This window comes from Thermocatellispora tengchongensis (genome assembly GCF_014202315.1).
Classification (GTDB): Bacteria; Actinomycetota; Actinomycetes; order Streptosporangiales; family Streptosporangiaceae; genus Thermocatellispora; species Thermocatellispora tengchongensis.
Genome location: NZ_JACHGN010000022.1, coordinates 95,361 through 117,305, shown reverse-complemented (window position 1 = coordinate 117,305; position 21,945 = coordinate 95,361). Strand labels below are relative to the sequence as shown.

16 protein-coding genes are annotated in these 21,945 nt (G+C 72.9%); 3 read left to right on the top strand and 13 right to left on the bottom strand.

Annotated elements, in window-relative coordinates; all coding sequences use genetic code 11:
- From HNP84_RS39270 to HNP84_RS39215, 12 genes are all read right to left on the bottom strand, one after another.
- Window positions 1–2,254, bottom strand: a 2,254-nt coding sequence (locus HNP84_RS39270; protein WP_185055130.1) for a sensor histidine kinase, incomplete at its 3' end; no start/stop codon positions are given.
- Window positions 2,255–3,697: 1,443 nt separating this feature from the next.
- A complete protein-coding gene (locus tag HNP84_RS39265; RefSeq protein ID WP_312926765.1) occupies window positions 3,698–4,285 on the bottom strand; it encodes a GTP-binding protein in 588 nt (195 codons plus the stop codon).
- Window positions 4,266–4,628 carry a DUF742 domain-containing protein gene (locus HNP84_RS39260; RefSeq protein ID WP_185055129.1) on the bottom strand — a complete coding sequence of 121 codons (363 nt, stop codon included), beginning with the start codon at window positions 4,626–4,628 and terminating at the stop codon, window positions 4,266–4,268. The genes HNP84_RS39265 and HNP84_RS39260 overlap by 20 nt, the downstream gene beginning before the upstream one ends.
- Before the next feature lie 21 nt (window positions 4,629–4,649).
- A complete protein-coding gene (locus HNP84_RS39255; RefSeq protein ID WP_185055128.1) occupies window positions 4,650–5,072 on the bottom strand; it encodes a roadblock/LC7 domain-containing protein in 423 nt (140 codons plus the stop codon).
- Window positions 5,073–5,130: 58 nt separating this feature from the next.
- Window positions 5,131–8,442 (bottom strand): sensor histidine kinase, encoded by a 3,312-nt coding sequence (locus tag HNP84_RS39250; protein WP_185055127.1) that lies wholly within the window; start codon window positions 8,440–8,442, stop codon window positions 5,131–5,133.
- A 238-nt stretch (window positions 8,443–8,680) separates the two neighbouring features.
- Complete coding sequence (locus HNP84_RS39245; protein ID WP_246519245.1) at window positions 8,681–10,975, bottom strand: [protein-PII] uridylyltransferase; 2,295 nt, start codon at window positions 10,973–10,975, stop codon at window positions 8,681–8,683.
- A 5-nt stretch (window positions 10,976–10,980) separates the two neighbouring features.
- Window positions 10,981–11,319 (bottom strand): P-II family nitrogen regulator, encoded by a 339-nt coding sequence (locus HNP84_RS39240; RefSeq protein WP_185055126.1) that lies wholly within the window; start codon window positions 11,317–11,319, stop codon window positions 10,981–10,983.
- Window positions 11,316–12,641, bottom strand: a complete 1,326-nt coding sequence (locus tag HNP84_RS39235) for an ammonium transporter (protein ID WP_185055125.1) — start codon at window positions 12,639–12,641, stop codon at window positions 11,316–11,318. The genes HNP84_RS39240 and HNP84_RS39235 overlap by 4 nt, the downstream gene beginning before the upstream one ends.
- 1,130 nt (window positions 12,642–13,771) lie before the next feature.
- Window positions 13,772–14,710 (bottom strand): sigma-70 family RNA polymerase sigma factor, encoded by a 939-nt coding sequence (locus tag HNP84_RS39230; RefSeq protein WP_185055124.1) that lies wholly within the window; start codon window positions 14,708–14,710, stop codon window positions 13,772–13,774.
- A gap of 169 nt (window positions 14,711–14,879) precedes the next feature.
- Window positions 14,880–16,028 (bottom strand): imidazolonepropionase, encoded by a 1,149-nt coding sequence (gene hutI, locus HNP84_RS39225; protein WP_185055123.1) that lies wholly within the window; start codon window positions 16,026–16,028, stop codon window positions 14,880–14,882.
- Window positions 16,025–17,371 (bottom strand): formimidoylglutamate deiminase, encoded by a 1,347-nt coding sequence (locus tag HNP84_RS39220; protein WP_185055122.1) that lies wholly within the window; start codon window positions 17,369–17,371, stop codon window positions 16,025–16,027. Before HNP84_RS39220 ends, hutI begins: the two co-directional genes overlap by 4 nt.
- On the bottom strand, window positions 17,362–18,519 hold the full coding sequence (locus tag HNP84_RS39215) for an allantoate amidohydrolase (protein WP_185055206.1): 1,158 nt from the start codon (window positions 18,517–18,519) through the stop codon (window positions 17,362–17,364). The genes HNP84_RS39220 and HNP84_RS39215 overlap by 10 nt, the downstream gene beginning before the upstream one ends.
- Window positions 18,520–18,618: 99 nt before the next feature.
- On the opposite strand from HNP84_RS39215, the gene HNP84_RS39210 reads away from it, so the two are divergent.
- From HNP84_RS39210 to HNP84_RS39200, 3 genes are all read left to right on the top strand, one after another.
- Window positions 18,619–19,152 (top strand): PadR family transcriptional regulator, encoded by a 534-nt coding sequence (locus HNP84_RS39210; RefSeq protein ID WP_185055121.1) that lies wholly within the window; start codon window positions 18,619–18,621, stop codon window positions 19,150–19,152.
- An 89-nt stretch (window positions 19,153–19,241) separates the two neighbouring features.
- Window positions 19,242–20,210: an ATP-binding cassette domain-containing protein gene (locus tag HNP84_RS39205; protein WP_185055205.1), complete on the top strand. Its 969-nt coding sequence runs from the start codon at window positions 19,242–19,244 to the stop codon at window positions 20,208–20,210.
- A 17-nt stretch (window positions 20,211–20,227) separates the two neighbouring features.
- Window positions 20,228–20,980, top strand: coding sequence for an ABC transporter permease (locus HNP84_RS39200; protein ID WP_185055120.1), 753 nt, complete (start codon window positions 20,228–20,230; stop codon window positions 20,978–20,980).
- Here HNP84_RS39200 and HNP84_RS39195 read toward each other — a convergent pair.
- On the bottom strand, window positions 20,977–21,876 hold the full coding sequence (locus HNP84_RS39195) for a MurR/RpiR family transcriptional regulator (protein WP_312926759.1): 900 nt from the start codon (window positions 21,874–21,876) through the stop codon (window positions 20,977–20,979). The two genes, HNP84_RS39200 and HNP84_RS39195, sit on opposite strands and share 4 nt — an antisense overlap.
- Window positions 21,877–21,945: the final 69 nt, after the last annotated feature.

Here is a 21,945-nt window from a genome sequence, read left to right as displayed (position 1 = left end):
CATGCGCCTCGGGAGGCACAGGCCGATGCGCCTCGGGAGGCACAGGCCGATGCGCCTCGGGAGGCACAGGCCGATGCGCCTCGGGAGGCACAGGCCGATGCGCCTCGGGAGGCACAGGCCGCTGGGCCTCGGGAGGCACAGGCCGGTGGACATTCGGCGGCCCCGGCCGGTGGACGGGCCGGCCGGCGGCCTGGGCGGGCAGGATCAGCGAGGGCGGGATCAGGGCCATGGCGATCATGCCGCCGGTCTCCTGCCTGCGCAGTCGCACCCGGACGCCGTGCCGGGCCGCCAGGCGTCCGACCACGAACAGGCCCATCCGGCGGGAGGCCGAGACGTCCACGGCGGGCGGGCGGGCCAGGCGGTCGTTGGCCTGCTCGATCTCCTCCTGGCTCATGCCGATGCCCCGGTCGGCGACCGAGAGCATGATGCCGCCGCCGTCCACGCGGTCGGCCATGACGACGACCTTGGTGTCGCGCGGGGAGAAGGCGAGCGCGTTCTCGACCAGCTCGGCAAGCAGGTGCACGATGTCACCCCCGGCCTGCCCGGCGATGGCCACCTCCTCGTGGACCCGGCCCTGCACCCGGCCCTCGTCCTCCACCTGCGAGACCGCCGCGCGTACGACGTCCATCAGCGAGACCGGGCGCGTACGCCGCCGCACCGCCTCCCGCCCGGCCAGGATCAGCAGGTTCTCGCTGGTGCGGCGCATCCGGACGGCGAGGTGGTCCAGCGCGGACAGGTCGGCGAGGCGCTTGTCGTCGCGCTCGCCGCGCTCCAGCCGCTCGACCAGGGTGAGCTGCCGCTCCGCCAGCGTCTGGCCGCGCCGCGACAGGTTGACGAACATCGCGTTGACGTCGGCGCGCAGCCTGGCCTCGTCCCCGGCCAGGCGCACGGCCTCGCGGTGCACCTCGTCGAACGCCCGCGCCACGTCGCCGATCTCGTCGCGCGACCGCACCCCGATCGGCGGCGCGTCCTCCGCCGGGACGGGCTCGTGCCCCTCCCCCGCCTCGCGCATCCGCCGTACGACCCCGGGCAGCCGGTGGCCGGCGACCACCAGCGCCTCGGCGCGAAGCCGTCGCAGCGGGCGTGCCAGGGAGCGGGCTACGAGGGCGGTGATGAGCAGCACGGCGAGCAGCAGCAGCCCCGCCAGGCCCGCGGCCCGCAGGGCACGCTCGCGCTCGGCGTCGTACAGGGCGGCGGCGCGCGCGGCGAGGGCCGCGGTCTGGCCGCGCTCGATCTCGCGCGCCCGGTCCACGACGGCGGTCATCGCCTCGTACCACAGGGCGGCGTCGTCGGACTCGGCCGTGTCGAGCCCCTTGAGTTCCTGGCCCGCGCCCGCCCTGGTCAGCACGGTCTCGCGGAGCAGCAGCGCGCGGTCGGCGACGGGGCCGGCGATGATCTCGTCCAGGGCGCGCCGTTCCTCCGCGGTCGCCTCCGCCGCGTACGCCCGCCGCTCGCTCTCCTCACCGGCCATTTCGCCGAGGAACCTCTTGAACTGCTCCTGCTCGAACCGGCCGGCGACCAGGACCACGGCGACCTGGCCGCGCTGGGCCGACAGGTGCTCCTTGATCCGGGCCAGCGCGGTGAGCACGGCCGCCCGGCGGACCATCTCGTCGTCGCCCGCGGCCCTGCCCACCTCGTCGTAGACGGACGCCAGGTCCCGGATCACCAGGGAGTACTGGCTGAAAGCGGCGTCGTCGAGCAGGCCACCCGACAGCGCCCGCTGCCGCAGCGCGCCCAGCCCGGCGAGCCCGGACAGCAGGCGCTCCACCTCGCCGCGGGCGCGCCCGGTCAGACCGGCGGCGACCGCGTTGCCGGTGTCGCGCACCCGGGCGGCCTCGGTGTCGGTCCTGGCCATCTGGGCCTGCACGTCCGCCAGTCGGTCCTGGGGGCGGCCGAGCGCGATGTGCCAGGCGGTGCGGTCGCGCTCCGCGGCCAGCTCGTGGGTGAGCGCGGAGACGCGCTCGGCCAGCCCGGCGAGATCACGGGCCTCCGCGTACGCCGACGCCGCCCGGACCGAGCCCGTCACCTGCGCGCCGCCGAGCACCGCCGCCGCCGCGGCCGGGACCAGGACCAGGACCAGCGCGACGAGCCTGGAACGCACCCCCCAGTCGCGCAGCCGGAAGACGCGGGCAAGCCGTGAACCGACCCCCCGCTCGGCACCGCCGCCCTCGCGAGCGGGCCGGTCGCGCGGGATCGCCGCGACGCCCTCCGTCCCCCCGATCCCCCGGTGAAGCTGCGGTACCTGATCGCTCACCGAACGCTGCCTCTCGCCGGACCTCGGCGTTCCCGCGCCCACCACCTGCGCCCGGGACCTCGCAGGAAATCCCACAAGTGGTAATGGCCGTTATTTCAACACATCCCCCATGCATCCGGCCAGTGGTCTGGCGACCGATAAACCCCTTCCGTCGCGGAAGACCGAAACCAGGATTCGGCCACATGTCAATTCCGGCGCCGTCCGGAATGGCCACCCACAGGACCGAAACCCCACCCGGCCACCTTGCACCGTTCCAGTCCTGACCTGCGACGATGACGGGCAGAGGACGACCGCGTTTCCGGCACATCACACGACGGTGATCTCGCGATATCAACTCCGGCCTTTTACCACTCGCACCCGCCTCCTCGACTTCAGGAAGCCCCCTTGAGCACGCTGCCAGGCACATGAGCCCTGGGCACGGGCAGAGCACAGCAGGAGGGGGCTGCGTCCACGGGAGTGAGTTTCCGCCGGTAGAGGCGTGGCGTCCGTGAAAAGGACCATCGCGCGAGTGCCGGTCAAGGTCGAAGGAGAACCCGGGCGATGGCCGCAGAGTGGCCCGGCGCGGCAGCTCCAGACCGATGACCCGGATCTGTGGCCTCGGGCGACGATAGGCAGCGGGACCGGCGGAAGCGTCGTGGACGCTCCCAGAGCGCGCGGCATGTTCCCTCACGGGGCGATCGGCTGGCCCCACCACAGGGCGTTCGCCGGCTGATACCGTGACGGGCCGTCGCCGTGGCGGGGAGCGAGGGCGCGCGCACCTCCTCGTGGTACGCCTTGCACGCCTCGCACAGGTGGTCGGTGACCAGCGGCGGCGAGCGCACCCAGGAGGCGTGGAAGGTGGCCACGATGGGCCCGATGCCCGCCGGCATCGCCGATCGACGGGGCGCACCACCCCGTCGTCACCGTCGGGGATCGGCGGCTCGCGGGAGGGCGGGTCCACAAGCGAGAGTACCGGTGCACAGCGGGACCGACGGGAGCCGACGGCACGGCACGTTCTCGGCCAGCCCACAGGGGCCGACCGGCGCGGTCCCGCCTCAGGGCCGTTCGCCGAGTGCTACGGGCGGCGGGCCCGCGGTGGGGGTGAGAAGACCGGGGCTCGCGCGACGGTGAGGTCGCTCGTCAAGGGTGGGGTGAGATGCGGTGACCACCGCAGGGTGGGCGTGCGTGATCCGCGCGGCGGGCGCGGCCTGCGCTCTCGGCGTGGCGGACGCCTTCGCCGTGCTCTGTGGCGCGCTCATGTCGGCGCGCTCATGTCGGCGCGCTCATGTCGGCGCGCTCATGTCGGCGCGCTCATGTCATCGGCGGCGACGCCTGTGGGGCCGCGATGGGCTTCGCGGGGCAGGCGGCCGGCCTGATCCGCGGCGAGACGCCGGTTGCCGCCGGAGGCGGCCGGGTTCCACCGCCACGCCCAGGCCGGCGCGCCGATGACTCAGTCTTCGGGATCTACGCCGGGGCGCCGTAGGCCGCGCGGATCTGGACCACGTGCTCGACCAGCGTGATCAGCGTCGCCTTGACCGACTCGCGGGAGCGGGCGTCGGTGCGGACGACGGGGATGTGCGGGGCCACCGCCATGGCCTCGCGCACCTCTTCCTCGCTGTGCAGGAACTGACCGTCCCAGCCGTTGATCGCGATCACGAACGGGAGGCGGGCCTCCTCGAAGTAGTCGATCGCGGGGAAGCTGTCGGCCAGCCTGCGGGTGTCCACCAGGACCACCGCGCCGATCGCGCCACGGACCAGGTCGTCCCACATGAACCAGAACCGGTGCTGGCCGGGCGTGCCGAACAGGTACAGGATCAGGTCCCGGTCCAGCGAGAGCCGGCCGAAGTCCATCGCCACGGTCGTCGTCGACTTGGTCGGCGTCAGCGCCAGGTCGTCGATGCCGGTGCTGGCGTCGGTCATGACGGCCTCGGTCGTGAGCGGGAGGATCTCCGACACCGCGCCCACGAACGTGGTCTTGCCGACGCCGAAACCGCCCGCGACGACGATCTTGGTCGACGTCAGACCGCCGTGGCTAGAGTCTGCGAAGTCCACTGAGCACCCTTTCGAGCATGTGCAGATCCGGATGTCCCTGGTTCAGGCGCGGCTGGTGGAGAAGCAGCAGCCCCTCATCGGCCATGTCGGCCACCAACACACGCGCGACACCCAGCGGCACCCGGAGCAGCGCCGAGATCTCGGCGACCGACCGAACCGACCGACAGAGCACCACGATCGACTCCTGCTCGGGTGTGAGCAGGGCAAGCTCGTCGTCCGGTATGGAGTACGACGAGATCAGCGTCTCCATCGCCAGGTGATAACGCGGCTCGACGCGACCCCCCGTCATCGCGTACGGACGGAACAGGGGTTCTTCGTCCCCGGTGCCGTCAGCCCCGTGCACGGCCCTCTCCCATCGTCATGGTCATCGCGTCCTGGACATCTGCAGCTCGGCCCGCAGGGCCGGAGTCAGCACCTGACCGGCTCGGTCCACGAGCAGGGTCATCTGGTAGGCGACCAAGCCCATGTCGCACTCGGGCGAGGCGAGCACGGCCAGGACGGAGCCGTCGCTGATCGCCATGACCAGCAGCAGGCCACGCTCCATCTCGACCACGGTCTGGGTGACCGCGCCGCCCTCGAACACGCGCGAGGCTCCCACGGTCAGGCTCAGCAGACCCGCGGCGACCGCCGCGAGCTGGTCGGCCCGGTCCTCGGGGAACCCTTCAGAGCTCGCCAGGCACAGCCCGTCGGCCGACACGACCACCGCGTGCGCGACACCGGGTGTGCCGCGGACGAACTCGGTGATCAGCCAGTCGAACCTACGAGCGTCATGGCTCAGCGTGGTCACGCCTCCTCCTTCGTCACCCACATGACCAAGAAGCCCTTCCGGTCAGCTTGCTCGTTCACTAGCCCTCTTCCTTCTCCCGCTTGCCCAGGGACTCATCCCGTACTTCCGCACGGCCACGCCGCACGCCCTGCTGGAGACTGGCCATGCGGTTGCGGACCCGCTCGGCGGAGATGGGGGGCATGGGGGGTGCTGCCGCGGCCGGGGGCGCCGCCACCCGTCCGGGCACGAGGTTCGCCTTCGGGGTCCGCTTGGGCAGGCCCGCCGCGGTGATGCCACCGAGCGTAGGCTCGGCAGCCGCGGCGGCCGCGCGCCAGCCCTCGTCCGCGGGGGTGCGCCAGTCCTCCGCCCGGGGCGCGCCGCGCGTCGGCAGCGGCTCCCTGGACGTACTGACCGCTGCGCGGGCCGACTCCCACTCTTCCAGGCGCTCGTTCTCCTCCCGCTTGGCCCGCTCGGCCCGCTCGGCCTCGCTCATCTCGGGCGCGGCGACGTCTGCGCGGCGGAACCAGGCCGATTCCACGGAGGCGAAGATCGGGAGGTATTCCTCCTCCTCCGGCTCCAGCGGGGAGACCTCCACCGCCGGCATGGACGCCGTGATCGGGTCGTCGTCGTGCGAGGTCCAGGCCGAGAACGGCTGGGAGGACCTGGCCGGCTCGCCGGAGGGGTACCCGTCGCGGGAGAACCCGCCGCCCGCCTCCCGGCCGAAGCCGGGGTCGGAGGGGGCCTGCCGGCCGAAGCCCGGGTCGGAGGGCATCGACCGCCCGAAGCCCGGGTCGGAGACCCCGGCCCCGCGGCCGAAGCCGCCGGCGTCACCCGCCGACGGGGGGCGTCCGAAGACGCCGGTGTCCTGCCTGGGGGCCGCGGGCCTGCCGCCGAAGGAGCCGGAGGCGTCGGCGCCGCCGCGGGCGAAGGGATCGCTGCCCTGGCTCGTGAACGGGTCGTTGCCCTGACTGGCGAACGGGTCGCCGCTCTGGCTGGCGAAGGGATCGCCGCCCTGGCCGGCGAAGGGGTCGCCGCTCTGGCCCGGGAACTGGCCGCCGCGACCCGCGAACGGGTCGCTGCCCTGGCTCGCGAACGGGTCGCCGGCCTGGCTGGCGAAGGGATCGCCGCCCTGGCTGGCGAACGGGTCGCCGGCGTGGCTGTTGAACGGGTCGACCTTGCTGAACGGGTCGCTGCCCTGGCTGGCGAACGGGTCCTTGATCTGGTCGAACGGGTCGCCGCTCGCGGGGCCGCCGCCGAAGGCGCGCGGGCCGCCCACCGGCTGCTGCGGGGCGCCGAAGCCGCGTCCCTGCCCGCCCGCGGGCTGGCCGAACGCCTCGCGGCGCATCAGCGTGTCGGAGCCGAACAGCGACTGGTTGCCGGCCTGGCCGCCCGGCTGGAAGGGGCCGAAGCCCTGGGGCTGGCCCGCGCCGTTGCCGGCGGGCACGGGGGCGCCGGGCTGCGGCTGCCCCTGGGTGGAGGACCAGCCGGTGCCCTGCGGGGCGCCGGACTGCTGCTGGGAGGTGTCCACGATCAGCGCCGGCGGGATCAGCACCATGGCGATCAGGCCGTTGCCCTCGGCCGGGCGGAGCTGGGCGCGGATGCCGTGGCGCAGGGCCAGGCGGCCGACCACGAACAGGCCCATTCGGCGGGACACCGACACGTCCACGACCGGGGGCTCGGCCAGCCTGCGGTTGGCCTCGACCAGCTCCTCCTCGGTCATGCCGATGCCGGAGTCGCTGACCGACAGCAGGGCGCCGCCGCCCTCGATGAGGCTGCTGGACACCACGACCTGGGTGTTGCGCGGGGAGAACTGGATCGCGTTCTCCACCAGCTCGGCGATCAGGTGGACGATGTCGTTGGCGGCGCTGCCGACCACGGAGGTGCCGCGGTGCACCTTGACCTGCACCCGCTCGTAGTCCTCGACCTCCGACAGCGACGCGCGTACGACGTCGACCAGCTTGGCCGGCTGGCTGCGGCGCCTGGTGGGCTCGTGGCCCGCGAGGACCAGGAGGTTCTCCGAGTTGCGGCGCATGCGGGTCGCGAGGTGGTCCAGCTTGAACAGGTCGCCGAGGCGCTTGCCGTCCTCCTCGCCCTTCTCCAGACCGTCGATCAGCGAGATCTGCCGTTCCACCAGGGTCTGGGTGCGGCGGGAGAGGTTGACGAACATCGAGGAGATGTTGCTGCGCAGCTCGGCCTCCTCGGCCGCGAGGCGGACCGCCTGGCGGTGGACCTCGTCGAACGCCTGCGCCACTTCACCGATCTCGTCGGTGCTGGTCACGGAGATCGGCTGGATCTCGGGCGGTGTCGCGTCGCCGGTGACGCGCATCTCGCGCACGACGTTCGGCAGCCGGAAGCCGGCGACCTCGAGCGCCTCGGTACGCAGGCGGCGCAGCGGGGAGACCATCGAACGCGCGATGAACACGGTCAGCGCCAGGACCAGGAGCAGCAGGACGACGATGAAGGCACCGGCGGTGGCGGCGTTGCGCTGCGCGGTGCCCGCCAGCGAGTCGAGGCGCGTGACGACGTCCTCGGCCACCCGCTTCTCGATCTGGCCGATGAGGTCGATGGTGACGGTGTTGTCGTCGAACCACTGGCCGACGTCGCTGACCAGGGCGCCCTGGGCGACCCGGGCGGAGGTCACCTGGATCGTGATGGCGCGCTGCTTGGTCAGCTCGGCCCGGTAGCGCTGGGCGTTGGTCAGCGTGGAGTTCAGGAACGCCACGTTCTCCGCGCCGGCTTCCGCGGTGAACTCGGCCAGTCGCTGACCCTGCCGGGAGCGGGAGGCGATGAAGTCCTCCAGCTCCTGGTCGGTCACCAGTGCCGGCTGGAAGGCGCCGATGACCAGCCGGACGCGCTGCTTGGACGCCTCTTCCTTGGCGTGGGCCAGAGCGCTCAGACCGCGGAAGTCACCGACGGTCTCGGGGTCGCTGGCGACGGTGATCAGCTCGTCGTGCACCCGCAGCAGCGAGGTGATCAGCGAGGTGTACGGCGCGACGCGGACCGGGGTCTCCTTCCGGACGTCCGCGAGCCCGTTGAGCTGGATGAGCGACTGTTCCTTGGCCTCGACCACACGGGCGCCGAAGGAGGGGTCGATCTTGTCGAAGTCGGCCTTCACACGGGTGATCAGGGTGTCGGTGGCCTTCTGGCGGGTCGTGACCTCGGTGGCCAGGCGTACCCGCTTGCCGTTGAGGGTGGCCACCTTGCGGTAGATGGCCCACTGGCTCATGTCCCGCTCCTCGCCGAGGGCCACGGCGAGGTCCCTGATGTTCTGCGCGTACTCGGCCGCGGCTTCGGTGCGCTCGAAGGCGGTGACGCGGTCGACCGACTCGATGACGCTCGAGCCGGCCAGCCACACGCTGACGAGCGTCGGCACGAGGATCAACGCGGTCAACCGCGTTCGCACTCGCCAGTTTCGCAGCGCGAACACGCGCTTCGCGAAAGAGGGCCGCCCGCGATCGTGCTTGGCGGTACGACCACTCTCGGTACTACCCGTCGCCACGCTCCCGCTACCCCCAACCGTCGCAACCAAACCAGGCCTATTCGACCACAGGGTCACGAAGCATATTGGAAAGACCGGCTAAGCCGGATTGAATCGTTACAAAGGTGACAGAATGTGCTGGACTGCCTGGCTACCGTAGCGCAGCGAGCACCTGGTTGCGAACCTGGTTGCGCTGATCTTCATCTGCCAGAAGGCGACCGGCGCGGTCCACAACATAGAAGACATCCACCGCTTCTGCGCCGAGAGTCTCCACGCGTGCCGCCTGTACGTCAAGACCGCATTCGCCGAAAGCTCTGCCAATCCGCCACAAAAGCCCCGGACGGTCATGAGCCCGGACCTCTACCACGGTCGCGGTCTCGGACGCGTCCTCCAGGACGGTCACTCTAGGTGGCGCCACGGGCACGCGCGGGGGCCGCATCGACCGGGTACGCCGGGCGAGGCGCTGCTCGATGTCGAGCCGCCCGGCGAGGACCAGGCGGAGGTCGGATTCCAGCATCGCCGGGTCCGGTGGCGTGCCATACTCCGGCACGACGGAGAATTCGATCACCGCCGTCGACCCCGCCGACGCCGCCTGCGCCGACCGCACCACCAGGCGGTGCGCGGCGAGCACGCCGGCCGCCCGCCACAGCAGACCGGGCCGGTCGGGGGCCACCACGGTGACCGCGCCGCCGTTGACCCGCACGGCGCCGCCGCCGTGCCGGGCGAGGGCGGCCTGCTCGGGCGAGAGCGAAGGAGCCGGAGGGAGAGGGGTGCCCGAGAGCACCGAGCGCACACGGCGTACCAGGTCGGAGACCAGCGACGCCTTCCAGGAGTTCCACGCGGCCGGGCCGGTGGCATGGCCGTCGGCCACCGCCAGGGCGGCCAGCAGCTCCAGCACCTCCCGGGTGCCCACCGCCTCGGCCACCCGCGAGATCGTCACCGGGTCGTCCAGGTCGCGCCTGGTGGCCGTCTCGGGCAGCAGCAGGTGGTGCCGCACCACCGTGGCCAGGATCTCCACGTCGGCGGGCGGCAGCCCGATGTGCGCGCCGATGTCGCGCGCCACGACCTCCCCGGTGGAGGAGTGGTCGCCGGGCCAGCCCTTGCCGATGTCGTGCAGCAGCGCCGAGATCAGCAGCAGGTCCGGGCGCGACACCTCACGCGTGTACGCCGCCGCCCCGGCCGCGGTCTCGATCAGATGGCGGTCCACGGTGTACCTGTGCACCGGGTTGCGCTGCGGACGGTGCCGTACGCGCTCCCAGTCGGGCAGCAGACGCACCAGGACGCCCGCCTGGTCCAGTTCCTCCCAGACGGGCACCGCGGCCCTCCCAGCGCCCAGCAGGGCCACAAGCGCATCACGCGCCTCATCCGGCCACGGCACCGGCATCGGCGGCGACTGGTTGGCCAGCATGGTCACGGTCGCGGGGGCCAGCGGCAGCCCCGCCTCCGCCGCGGCGGCGGCGGCGCGGAGCACGAGCACGGGGTCCTTGCGCGGGTTCACGCCGCGCGCGAGCACGACCTCGCCGCCGTGCTCGACCACGCCGTCGGCGAGCGGGCGCCGCCCGCGCGGCACGGGCCCCGACAGCAGCCGGTCCACCGTGCGCCACGTGGAGTCGAAGGCGTGCGAGATCGTCCGGCCGGCCTCGGCGAGCCTGCGCATCAGGGCCTCCGCGTCCAGGAGGCCGAGCGTGCCCGCGACGGCGTCCTGCTCCTGGAGCACCAGGCGGTCGGTGCCGCGGGCGGTGACGAGGTGCAGGCCGTGCCGGATGTCGAGCAGCAGTTCGTACGCCTCGCGCACCCGGGGTCCGGGCGCCGAGGCCACCCAGGCGGCGGCCACGGCCTGCATCGCCTGAACGTCGCGCAGCCCGCCCCGCGAGTCGCGCAGGTCGGGTTCGAGCAGGAAGGCCAGCTCGCCGCTCGCCTCCGCCCGCTTGTCGGCGGAGTCGCGCAGCTCGGCGAGCCTGCGCCGGGAGTCGGCGCGCCAGTCGGCCAGCACGGTCTCGCGCACCGCCCGGGTCAGCTCCGGGTCTCCGGCGATGTGCCGGGCCTGGATCAGGCCCAGCACCGCCTTGAGGTCCTCCCGGGCGACCTTGGCCGCCTCGTCCACCGTGCGTACCGAGTGGTCGAGCCCGACCCCGGAGTCCCAGATGGGATACCAGATGCGGTCGGCGATCCTGGCCACGTCGTCGCGGCCGTTGTGCAACAGGACCAGGTCAAGGTCGCTGCCGGGGGCGAGTTCACCCCGCCCCAGGCTGCCGACCGCGACGAGCGCGACACCGAGCGTGGTGCCGCGCTCGTCGGTGGCGAGCGGTCCGCCCTTCGCGTCACCGCGCTCCCGCGGGTACGGCATCGCGCACGCCGTACGAAGGAGGTCGGTGAGCCACCTGTCGATGTCCCCGGCCCGCTCCTTGCGGGCCGGGGCGAACGAGCGAGCGTCGCCTCTCATCATTTCGGCTACAGCGCCTCCGGCCCGCGTTCCCCGGTGCGGACCCGGACCACCGTGTCCACCGGCACGGACCACACCTTGCCGTCGCCGATCTTGCCGGTCTGGGCGGCCTTGACGATGACGTCGATGACGTCCTCGGCGTCCTCCTCCTCGGCCAGCACCTCAAGGCGCACCTTGGGCACCAGGTCCACCTGGTACTCGGCGCCGCGGTACACCTCGGTGTGCCCGCGCTGGCGGCCGTAGCCGCTGGCCTCGCTGACCGTCATGCCCTTGATGCCGAACTGCTCCAGGGCGGCCTTCACGTCATCGAGCTTGAAGGGCTTGATGACTGCGGTGATCAGTCTCATGCGTCCACCTTCTTACCAGCGGGGGTGGGGACCGCCGCCGGGCCGTTGGGCGAGGCGACACCCGAGGAGTGAATCGTGCCGAGGTCGTAGCCGGTCTCGGCGTGGGTGGTGATGTCGACGCCGGTGACCTCGTCCTCCTGGGAGATACGGAAGCCCATGGTCTTGTCGATCACCTTGGCGAGGATCCAGGAGATCACGAAGGAGTAGACGCCGACCGCGACCGGGCCGAGCGCCTGGACGCCGAGCTGCCCGATCGGGCCGCCGGTCAGGATGCCCTCCTGCTGCCCCTCCAGGGCCGGGCGGGTGGCGATGAAACCGAGCGCCACGGCGCCGATGACCCCGCCGACCAGGTGCACGCCGACCACGTCGAGCGAGTCGTCGTAGCCGAGCTTGTACTTCAGGCCCACCGCGTAGGAGCAGGCGGCACCGGCGATGGCGCCGATGATGAAGGCGCCCCACGGCTCGACGAAACCGCAGGCCGGGGTGATCGCGACCAGGCCGGCGACCGCGCCGGAGGCGACGCCCAGCGTGGTCGAGTGCCCGTCGCGCAGCTTCTCCACCAGGATCCAGGCGCCGGCCGCGACCGCGGTGGCGATCTGGGTGTTCATGAACGCCAGGCCGGTGACGCCGTCGACGGCGAGCTCCGAACCGGCGTTGAAGCCGAACCAGCCGAACCACAGCAGACCCGCGCCGAGGAGCACGAGGGTCAGGTTGTGCGGGCGCATCGGGTCCTTGCGCCAGCCGACCCGCTTGCCCAGCACCAGCGCGACCGCAAGCGCCGCGGCTCCGGCGTTGATGTGCACGACCGTGCCGCCGGCGAAGTCCATGATGCCGAGGCCGCTCAGCCAGCCGCCGCCCCACACCCAGTGCGCCACGGGGAAGTAGACCAGGGTGGCCCACACCAGCCCGAAGACCACCCACGCGCCGAACTTGGCACGATCGGCGATGGCACCGCTGATCAGCGCCACCGTGATGATCGCGAAGGTCATCTGGAAGGCCGAGAAGACGAGGTTCGGCATGCCCGTGCCGTCGTCCTTCGTCGCGGTGTCCACCAGACCGGACAGGCCGAGGTTGTCGAGACCGCCGACGATCTGATTCACGAACCCTTCGCCGTCGCCCGCGGGGTCGAAGGCCAGCGAGTGGCCGTAGAGCACCCAGGCGATGGTCACCACGATGATGCTGACCCAGGACATCATCATCATGTTCAGGACGCTCTTGGCCCTGGTCATGCCCCCGTAGAAGAACGCGAGACCCGGAGTCATGAGCAGCACGAGAGCGGTGCTCACGAGCATCCAGGCTGTGGTGCCGCTATCGATCTCCATTCGAAGCGACCCTCCTTACAAATGGCGTGTGGCCGGTGGTCCCTATCGCAGTGAGCGCCTCCAGGGCTTCATTGACCGGCTGCGCACTGACGTCGTTCCGGGGGGGTCGGCCACAGCCTGTGGGGCATGGCTTCGCCCTCCGTTGCGCCCACAGCGTCGTCTTCCGCCGTTTCAAGCCACGACCTTGCGTGTTTCGCGTACGTGAATCTCGGCCATGTGATGTTTCACAAAAGTTTCGGACATCCCCATAGCCCCAATACGCCCCACACCCGCCAAAGACCGCCCCGCCCCGCGACCACCGCGCCACGCCCGGAGCGAGGCATGGTCATGATCGCCCTGGGGGACTCCCCGCTCCACCACGCACCCATGCACGCCGCCCCCATCCCGGGAAGCACGGCGCGGCGCGAGAAGCGCGGTCTCGCGACATGGTGGCCCTTGCGGATTCCCCGCTCCACGCCCTCATGTACGCCGCCCCCGCCCCCGGAACGCGGCGCGGTCACGTCAGCCTGGGGACCCCCGCTCCACGCGCCCCGTGCACGCCCACCCGCCCCGGGGAGCGCGGCGCAGGCAGGGTGGCCCGGGAACTCCCCCGCCCCGGGCACCTCATGCACGCCGCACCCACCCCGGAGAGCGCAACGCGGACAGCGCAGCGCGGACAGCGCAGCGCGGACAGCGCAGCGCGGACAGCGCAGCGCGGTTGCGGCCGGTCCGGGGACTCCCCACTCCACCCACTCCGTATGCACTGCACCCACCCCAGGAACGCGGCGCGGGTCGCGGTCGGCCCGGGACTCCCGCTCCATGCCCCCGTGCACGCCGCTCCCACCCGGGAGCGCCGCGGTCGCGTCGGCCCGGGGACTCCTCGTGCCGCGCATCCCGTGCACGCCCCACTCACCCCGGGAGCACGGCGCGGTCACGGTCAGCCCGGGAACTCCCCACTCCACCCACCCCGTATGCACTGCACCCACCCCAGGAACGCGCCCCGTCCTCGTCAGCCCGGAAACTCCCCACCCCACGCACCCCGTGTCCGCCGCACGCACCCTGGGAGCGCGGGCGCGGGACCGTGCTGTCCGGAGACGCGGACGCCGCACGCACCGGGAGGTGACGCGCGGCGTGGGGGGGTGGAACGTGGGTCAGGCGGCGGTGGCCATCTTGCGGAGGCGGGCCAGGGCGTCGCGCTCGATTCGGCGGGCGCGGTCGCGGCCGATGCCGTAGCGTTCGCCCACCTCGGTGAGGGTGTGCTCGCGGCCGTCCATCAGGCCGTAGCGCCAGCGCAGCATCTCGCGGACCTGGCCCTCCAGGCCGGTCAGCCAGTGCTCCAGGCGCTCGCGCTCCAGGACGTCGATGGCCTGCTGCTCGGGGTCGGCCCAGGTCTCGTCGGCGATCATGTCGCCCAGCTCGGTCTCGTCCTCGTCGCCCACGCCGAGCTGGAGCGAGACCGGGTCGGAGGCCCAGCGGCGCAGCTCGCGCACCCGCTCGATGGGCAGGTCGAGGACCTCGGCCAGGTCGCTGTCGGTGGGCTCCATGTCGAACTCGGCCAGCATGTCGCGGCGGACCCGCATCAGCCGGGTCATCTGCTCGCCGGCGTGGGTGGGCAGGCGTACGGGCCGGGCCTGCTCGTGGATCGCGCGGCCCACCGACTGGCGGATCCACCAGGTGGCGTAGGTGGAGAACTTGTAGCCGCGGCGGTAGTCGAACTTCTCCACCGCGCGCACCAGGCCCAGGTTGCCCTCCTGGACCAGGTCGATGAGCGGCATGCCGCGCCCGGAGTACTTGCGCGCCACCGCCACGACCAGGCGCAGGTTGGCCTGGATGAACTCGTCCTTGGCCCGCTGGCCGGACACCGCCAGGCGCTCCAGCTCCTCATCGGTCGCGTCCCCCGTACGCGGCTCGCTGAGCGCGCTGTCGAGCAGTTGCTCGGCGTAAAGACCCGCCTCTATGCGCTTGGCGAGCTCGACCTCCTCCGCCGCGGAGAGCAGCGGGACCCGCCCGATCTCTGCCAGGTAGGTCCCCAGCAGGTCCCGCTCGGTGGCCTGCTGCTCCTGCGTGCGATTCCCCGTGGGCCTTGCCATCCCCTTGGCACCTCGTTCCCGCCGCGCCCGAACTTGCCGTTCACCCCGATGAACGAGCCGGCCGAGGCAAAGATTCCCTCAAGAGATACGCCCGCAGGACGGTTCTGGATTCCTCCCTACGGAGGATGTCACCGCGTTCCGGGGGCCTATTTCGCTCCCGCGCGGGGCGTCAGACCACTCTTCGGCCCTCGCGCCACACCTGCCGCACCAGCGGCACGCCGGGCCGGTAGGCCAGGTGGACGTAGGAGGCGGCGTCGAGAAGCACCAGGTCGGCGCGGGCGCCGGGGCGCAGCACGCCCACGTCGGCGCGGCGCAGCGCCCGCGCCCCGCCGTACGTCGCCGCCCTGATCGCCTCCAGCGGCGTCATGCGCATCTCGCGCACGGCCAGCGCGACGCAGAAGGACATGGAGGAGGTGAACGACGAGCCGGGGTTGCAGTCGGTGGCGATGGCGACGGTCACCCCGGCGTCGATGAGGCGGCGGGCGTCGGGATAGGGCGAGCGGGTGGAGAACTCGGCGCCGGGCAGCAGGGTGGCCACCACGCCGGAGGAGGCCAGCGCCTCGACGTCGGAGTCGGTGAGGTGGGTGCAGTGGTCGGCGGAGGCCGCGCCCAGCTCGCAGGCGATCCGCACGCCGGGCCCCGGGCCGAGCTGGGCGGCGTGCACCCGGGCGCCGAGCCCGGCCTTGAGCCCGGCGGCCAGGATCTCGCGGGTCTGGTCGCCGTCGAAGGCCCCGCGCTCGCAGAACACGTCGATCCAGCGCGCGTGCGGCGCGCACGCCTCCAGCATGGGGCCGGTGACCAGGCGGACGTAGTCGTCGGCGGGCACCTCGGCGGGCACGACGTGCGCCCCCAGGAAGGTGGTCTCCTCGGTGAACGCGCCCGCGATCTCCAGCGCGCGCCGCTCGTCGGCCACGGTCAGGCCGTAGCCGCTCTTGATCTCGACGGTGGTCGTGCCCTGGGACAGCATCTCGGCGACCAGCGCGGCCGTGCGCGTGGCCAGCTCGGAGTCGGCGGCGTGCCGGGTGGCCTCGACGGTGGTGCGTATGCCGCCCGCCGAGTAGGGCCTGCCGGCCATGCGCGCGGCGAACTCCTCGGTGCGGTCGCCGGCGAAGACCAGGTGGGAGTGGCTGTCCACGAAGCCGGGGACCACGCAGCGCCCCTCGACGTCCACCCGCTCGTCGGCCTCGGGCGCCTCGCCGGACGGGCCCACCCACGCCACGGCGTCGCCCTCGATCACCACCGCGGCGTTCGCGAGCTCCTCGCGCTCGGGGTCGCCGGTGTAGAGCACCCCGATCTCGTCGAAGAGGACTGATGTCATGTGATCTCCCGGATCGCTGCCCCAAGCATGGCACCCACGTCCCCGAGAACATGGCGGCCTTCGGTCACGATCCGGCGGCCACTGGATACCACTGAATGAACATCGGCGGCGGTCGCGGCGAAGACGGCGGCCTCGGCGGCGGTCTCGGGGCGCGCGCCGGCCGTGCGCACGGAGTCGAGCCGGACCGACACCAGGTCGGCCCACGCGCCCGGCACCAGGGTGCCGGCGTCGGGGAAGCCGAGCGAGTCGTGGCCGCAGGCGGTGGCGGTCTGGAGGAGCTCCGCGGCGGTCCAGTGGCCGCGCCGCCCGGTACGCAGCCGCTCGTCCAGCTCGACCGCGCGCGCCTCCTCGAACATGTCGATGCTGGCGTGGCCGTCGGTGCCCAGGGTGATCGGGGAGCCCGCCTCGCACAGCTCGCGCGCCGGGCCGATGCCGTCGGCGAGGTCGCGCTCGGTGGTGGGGCACATGCACACGTACGCGCCCGACTCGCCGAGCAGCCCCCGGTCGCGCCCGCCGACGTGGGTGGCGTGGACGGCGGTGAAGCGGGGGCTGAGCACGCCGCGCTCGTACAGCAGGCGTACCGGAGACATGCCGTGCGCCCGCTCGCACGCCTCGTTCTCCGCAGGTTGCTCGGACACGTGCGCGTGCAACGGCACCGCGTGGTGGTGGGAGAACTCCGAGACGACGTGCATCTCGCCGGGCGGCACCGCGCGCACGGAGTGGACGGCCACGCCGATCTCCACGTCCTCGTCGTGGGCGTACGCGGCGGCCAGCGCCTCCACCCGCCCGGCCCACCGGGCGGCGTCGCCGTCGCCGAACCTCTCCTGTACGCCGGTCAGCGGCGCCCCGCCCACGCCGCCGGTGAGGTAGCAGGCGTCGAGCAGCGTGATGCGCAGCCCCGCCTCGCGCGCGGCGGCCACCAGCGCGTGGCCCATGGCGTTCGGGTCGTCGTACGGCCGCCCGCCGGGCCCGTGGTGCAGGTAGTGGAACTCCCCCACGCAGGTCACCCCGGCCAGGGCCATCTCCGCGTACGTCGCGCGGGCCAGCGCCAGGTAGGAGTCGGGGTCGAGCGCGGCGGCGACGTCGTACATGCGTTCCCGCCAGGTCCAGAAGTCGCCCTTGCCCGCCTGCGTGGTCGCGCGCAGCGCACGGTGGAAGGCGTGGGAGTGGGCGTTGGCCAGGCCGGGCAGGGTGAGCCCGGCCAGGGCCACGGAGCCGGGGGGCGGCCCGGCCACGCCGGGCACGACCTCGGCGATCCGGCGTCCCTCGACCCGCACGAGCACGCCCTCGGCCACCTCCCCCGGAGGCACCCAGGCGAGCTCGCACCAGTAGCTCACGTGCACAGCTCCTCCACTACCCGGGCGAGCGCGGCGACTCCGGCGCGGCAGTCGTCCGGCTCGGCGTGCTCCTCCGGAGAGTGGGAGATTCCCGTCGGGTTGCGGACGTACACCATGGCGCTGGGGACCCCTGCCGAGGCGAGGACGCCGGCGTCGTGGCCGGCGCCGGTGGGCAGCACGGGGACGCCGCCGAGCGCGGCGGCGAGCCGGTCGCGCAGCGCGGGGTCGAACTCCACCAGGGGCGTCCACGACTCGCAGGCGACCTCGGCGGCGCGCGGGGCCAGCTCGGCGACCAGGGCGCGCACCGGGCCCTCCTCCGGGCCCCGGGCGTCGAGCCAGGCGGTGACCCGCCCGGGGATCGCGTTGGCGCTGCCCGGCCGCACCCGCACCTTGCCCACGGTGGCGACCACGCCGTGCCGCCGCGCGGCCTCGCGGGCGGCGAGCACGGTCTCGGCGAAGGGCAGCATCGGGTCGTCGCGGTCGGCGAGGCGGGTGGTGCCGGCGTGGTCGGCCCGGCCGCGGAACTCCAGCCGCCAGCGGCCGTGCGGCCAGATGGCCCGGCCGACCCCGACCGGCGCCTCCTCGTGCACCAGCGCCCGGCCCTGCTCGACGTGCAGCTCGACGAAGACGCCGACGCGGCGCAGGGTCGTCTCGTCGCGGCCGAGCCCGCCGGGGTCGCGCCCGGCGGCGCGCATCGCCTCGGCGAGGGTGCCGCCGTCGTCGCCGGTCAGCGCGCGGGCGCGGCCGGGGTCGAGCGCGCCGGTGAGCAGCCGCGACCCGATGCAGGGCACGCCGAACCTGGCGCCCTCCTCGTCGGTGAAGCAGGCGACCGCGACGGGGCGGCGGGGGCGTACGCCGCGGGCGCGCAGGTCGTCGAGCGCGGCGAAGGCGGACACGACGCCGAGCGGGCCGTCGTACGCGCCGCCCTGGCGCACCGAGTCGAGGTGGCTGCCGGTCACCACGCCGCCGCCGGGGGTGTCGGGGTCGCCCCACCAGGCCCACATGTTGCCGTTGCGGTCCTCGTGCGCGTCGAGCCCGCGCCGCGCGGCCTCCTGCCGGAACCACTCGCGCAGCTCCAGGTCGGGGGGCGACCAGGCGTCGCGTGTGTATCCGCCCCCGGGGTCGCGCCCCACCTCGGAGATCGCCCGCCACATGCCGTCGAACGTCGCCTCTGTCACCCCTCCACCCTAGTGAATGACTTCATTCAGCGGAATGCGTTTGACTTCTACTCAAATTTGTACTCAAACTTGAGCATGTCCTCCTCGACCCGGATACTGATCCTGGGCGTCCTGCTGGACGGCCCGCTGCACGGCTACGAGGTGCGGCGCCGGCTGGAGCTGTGGGGCGCCGACAACTGGGCCAACGTCGCCTTCGGCTCGATCTACCACGGCCTGGCCAAGATGGCCGACGAGGGCCTGCTCGAAGTGGTGGAAGGGGGCAGGGGCGGCAAGACCGTCTACGCGATCACCGACGCCGGGCGGCAGGACTTCCACAGCAGGCTCTTCGGGTACTGGTGGGAGATCAAGCCGATCGTCGATCCGTTCCAGGTGGCCCTGACCTTCATGGACCGCCTGGACCGGCCGCAGCTCCTCGACGCCATGCGCGGGCGGGCCGAGCAGCTCGAACTGTCGCTCAAGATGCTCGAACGAGCCCTCGGCGCCAAGCAGGCGTACGGCGCGCCCCGGCACATCGACGAGAACCTGCGCCTGCAGTCGGCCCAGTTGCGCGCCCAGCTCGACTGGCTGCGCGAGGCGATGGGCCGGGTCGAGTCCGGCGACCTGCCCTGACACCACCACGGCACGCCGTCAACCAAGGTTGACGGACACATATCTGTCAATGTACGTTGACACCCCCGACCCACCCTGGAGACACCGTGATCGTTGACGCCCGGGGACTGAAGAAGTCCTTCAAGACGCGCGCCCGGCGCGGGCAACGCGGCCACCAGATCGTGGAGGCCGTCAAAGGGATCGACCTGACCATCGGCGAGGGCGAGATCTTCGCCTGCCTCGGCCCCAACGGGGCCGGCAAGACCACCACCGTGCGCATGCTCGCCACCCTGATCGAGCCCACCGAGGGCACCGCCACCGTCGCCGGGCACGACGTACGCGCCGAGCCGGCCAAGGTCCGGCGGCGGATCGGGTACGTCGGCCAGGCGGGCGGCGTGGACGAGAACGCGACCGGCCGCGCGGGCATCGTGCTGGCCGCCCGCATCGCCGGCATGACCAGGCACGAGGCGGACAAGCGGGCCGCGGAACTGCTGGCCGCCTTCAGCCTGGCCGAGGTCGCCGACCGCCCGGTGCGCACGCTGTCCGGCGGCCAGAAGCGCCGCATCGCGCTGGCCATCGGCCTGGTCAACGAGCCCCCGCTGCTGTTCCTGGACGAGCCCACCACCGGCCTGGACCCGCAGAACCGGGCCAACCTGTGGGACGAGGTGCGCGCCCTGCGCGAGCGGGGCACCAGCGTGCTGCTCACCACCCACTACCTCGACGAGGCCGACGCGCTGTGCGACCGCCTCGCCATCATCGACCACGGCCTGGTCGTCGCCGAGGGCACGCCGGCCGAACTGAAGAAGCAGGTCGCGGGCGACGTGGTGACGCTGCGGCTCGCCGACGGCGCCGCCGGGCGGGCCACGGACCTGCTGGGCGCCCAGGAGTACGTCAAGGAGGTACGCCCCGAGGACGGCGTGCTGCGCGCGTACCTCGACGACGGCGAGCACCGCCTGCCCCACCTGCTGCGCGCCCTTGAGGAGCACGGCATCGCCATCCGGTCGATCGCGCTGGACCGCGCCACCCTCGACGACGTCTTCCTCCGCCACACCGGCCGCTCGCTGCGCGACGCGGCCTGACCGACGGGACCCCCCCAATGCTCAAGCACACGATGCTCTTCCTCGGGTACGAGCTGCGCTCCACCCTGCGCAACCCGATCTGGCCGCTGTTCGGCGTGCTCCAGCCGGTGCTGTACCTGCTGCTGTTCGCCCCGCTGCTCGCCAACACCGGCGCCGTCGGCGCCTCACAGGCCGAGGCGCTGGAGGCGTTCACGCCCGGCGTGATGATGATGGTCGCGCTGTTCGGCTCGCTGTTCGTCGGCTTCGGCATGATCTACGAGCTGCGCGAGGGCTACCTGGAGCGGCTGGCCGTCAGCCAGGTGTGGCGGCCCGCCATCGTGCTCGGCCGCACGCTCCGCGACGTCGTCCAGCTCATCGTGCAGGCCCTGCTCGTGGTCGGCCTGGCCGCGCTGATGGGGATGCGGGCCGACCCGATCGGCCTGCTACTCATGCTGCTGCTGATGGCGGTCGTCGGCATGCTCGCCTCCGGCCTGTCGTACGGCATGGCGCTGGCCGTGCGCGACGAGAACGGCATGTCGCAGATCATGCAGTTTTTCGCGATGCCGCTGATCCTGCTCACCGGAATCCTGCTGCCGATGTCGCTGGCCCCGCAGTGGATGCAGACCGTGGCCCTGTTCAACCCGCTCTACCACGCCGTCGAGGCCGGCCGGGCGCTGTTCGCCGGCGACCTCGGCGACGGCTCGATCCCGCTGGCGTTCGGGCTCACCCTCGTCCTGGCCGTGCTGGCCCTGACGTGGTCGGTGCGCTCGATGCGCAGGCTCGCCGGCTAGTTCTCGGCTGCGCCGTGGTGGAAGGCGCCGGTCTCCTCGGTCATCCGCTCCAGCTCCTCCAGCCGGGCCCGGGTGCGCAGCGGCGCCGCGTCGGCCATGGCCTCCACCAGCAGCATGGCCAGGGCCAGCGGCGCCGCGTGGGAGTCGAAGACCAGCCGGTCGCTCACCGGGGCGTCCAGCACGACCTGGGCCGGGAACGGCACTGCGGGCCGGTCGCTGATCACCGCGATGCGCAGGCCCAGGCGGTCGGCGTACCGCAGGGCCTGCACGGCCTCGGCCGGGTAGCGCGGCAGCACCACGGCCACCAGCCACTCCGCGCCCGCGCGCCGCGCGGCGTGCAGGCCGTCGGCCAGCTCGGAGCCGCCGTGGGTCAGCAGCCGCACATCGGGGTGGATGCGCCGCGCGTAGTAGCCGAAGGTCGTGGCCAGGCCCTCGGAGACCCGCAGCCCCAGCACCGGCAGCGGCTGCGAGGCCGCCAGCGCCCCGCCCAGCTCGGTCAGGCGCTCGGCCAGCCCGCCGCCCTCGCCGCCGTGGCCGTCGGAGTCGGCGGCCGGGCGGCCGTTGAGCCGGTTGCGCACCGCGGTCAGGTTGCGCAGCTCGTCGTCCACGGCCTCGGCCATGCGCCGCGCGCCTTCGTGGCGCACCCCCGGCTCCGGCGCGACCTCGCCCCCGATGACCAGCGGGCGCAGAGCCTGCCGCAGCTCGGGATAGCCGGCGAAACCCAGCCCCATCGCGAACCGGGTGACCGAGGGCTGGCTGACGCCGGCCCGCTCGGCCAACTCGACGCTGGACAGGAAGATCGCTTCGGTGAGGTTCTCGGCGAGATAGTGCGCGATGCGCCGCTGCACCGGTGAGAGCCGTCGTCCTTCGAGAAGTCTGTCGAGTCCGTCCCCCACGTACTGCCCAACACCTCCAGCCCCACCGGTCATTCCAGGCAACCTACCCGACGCCTCCGGGACGCGAGC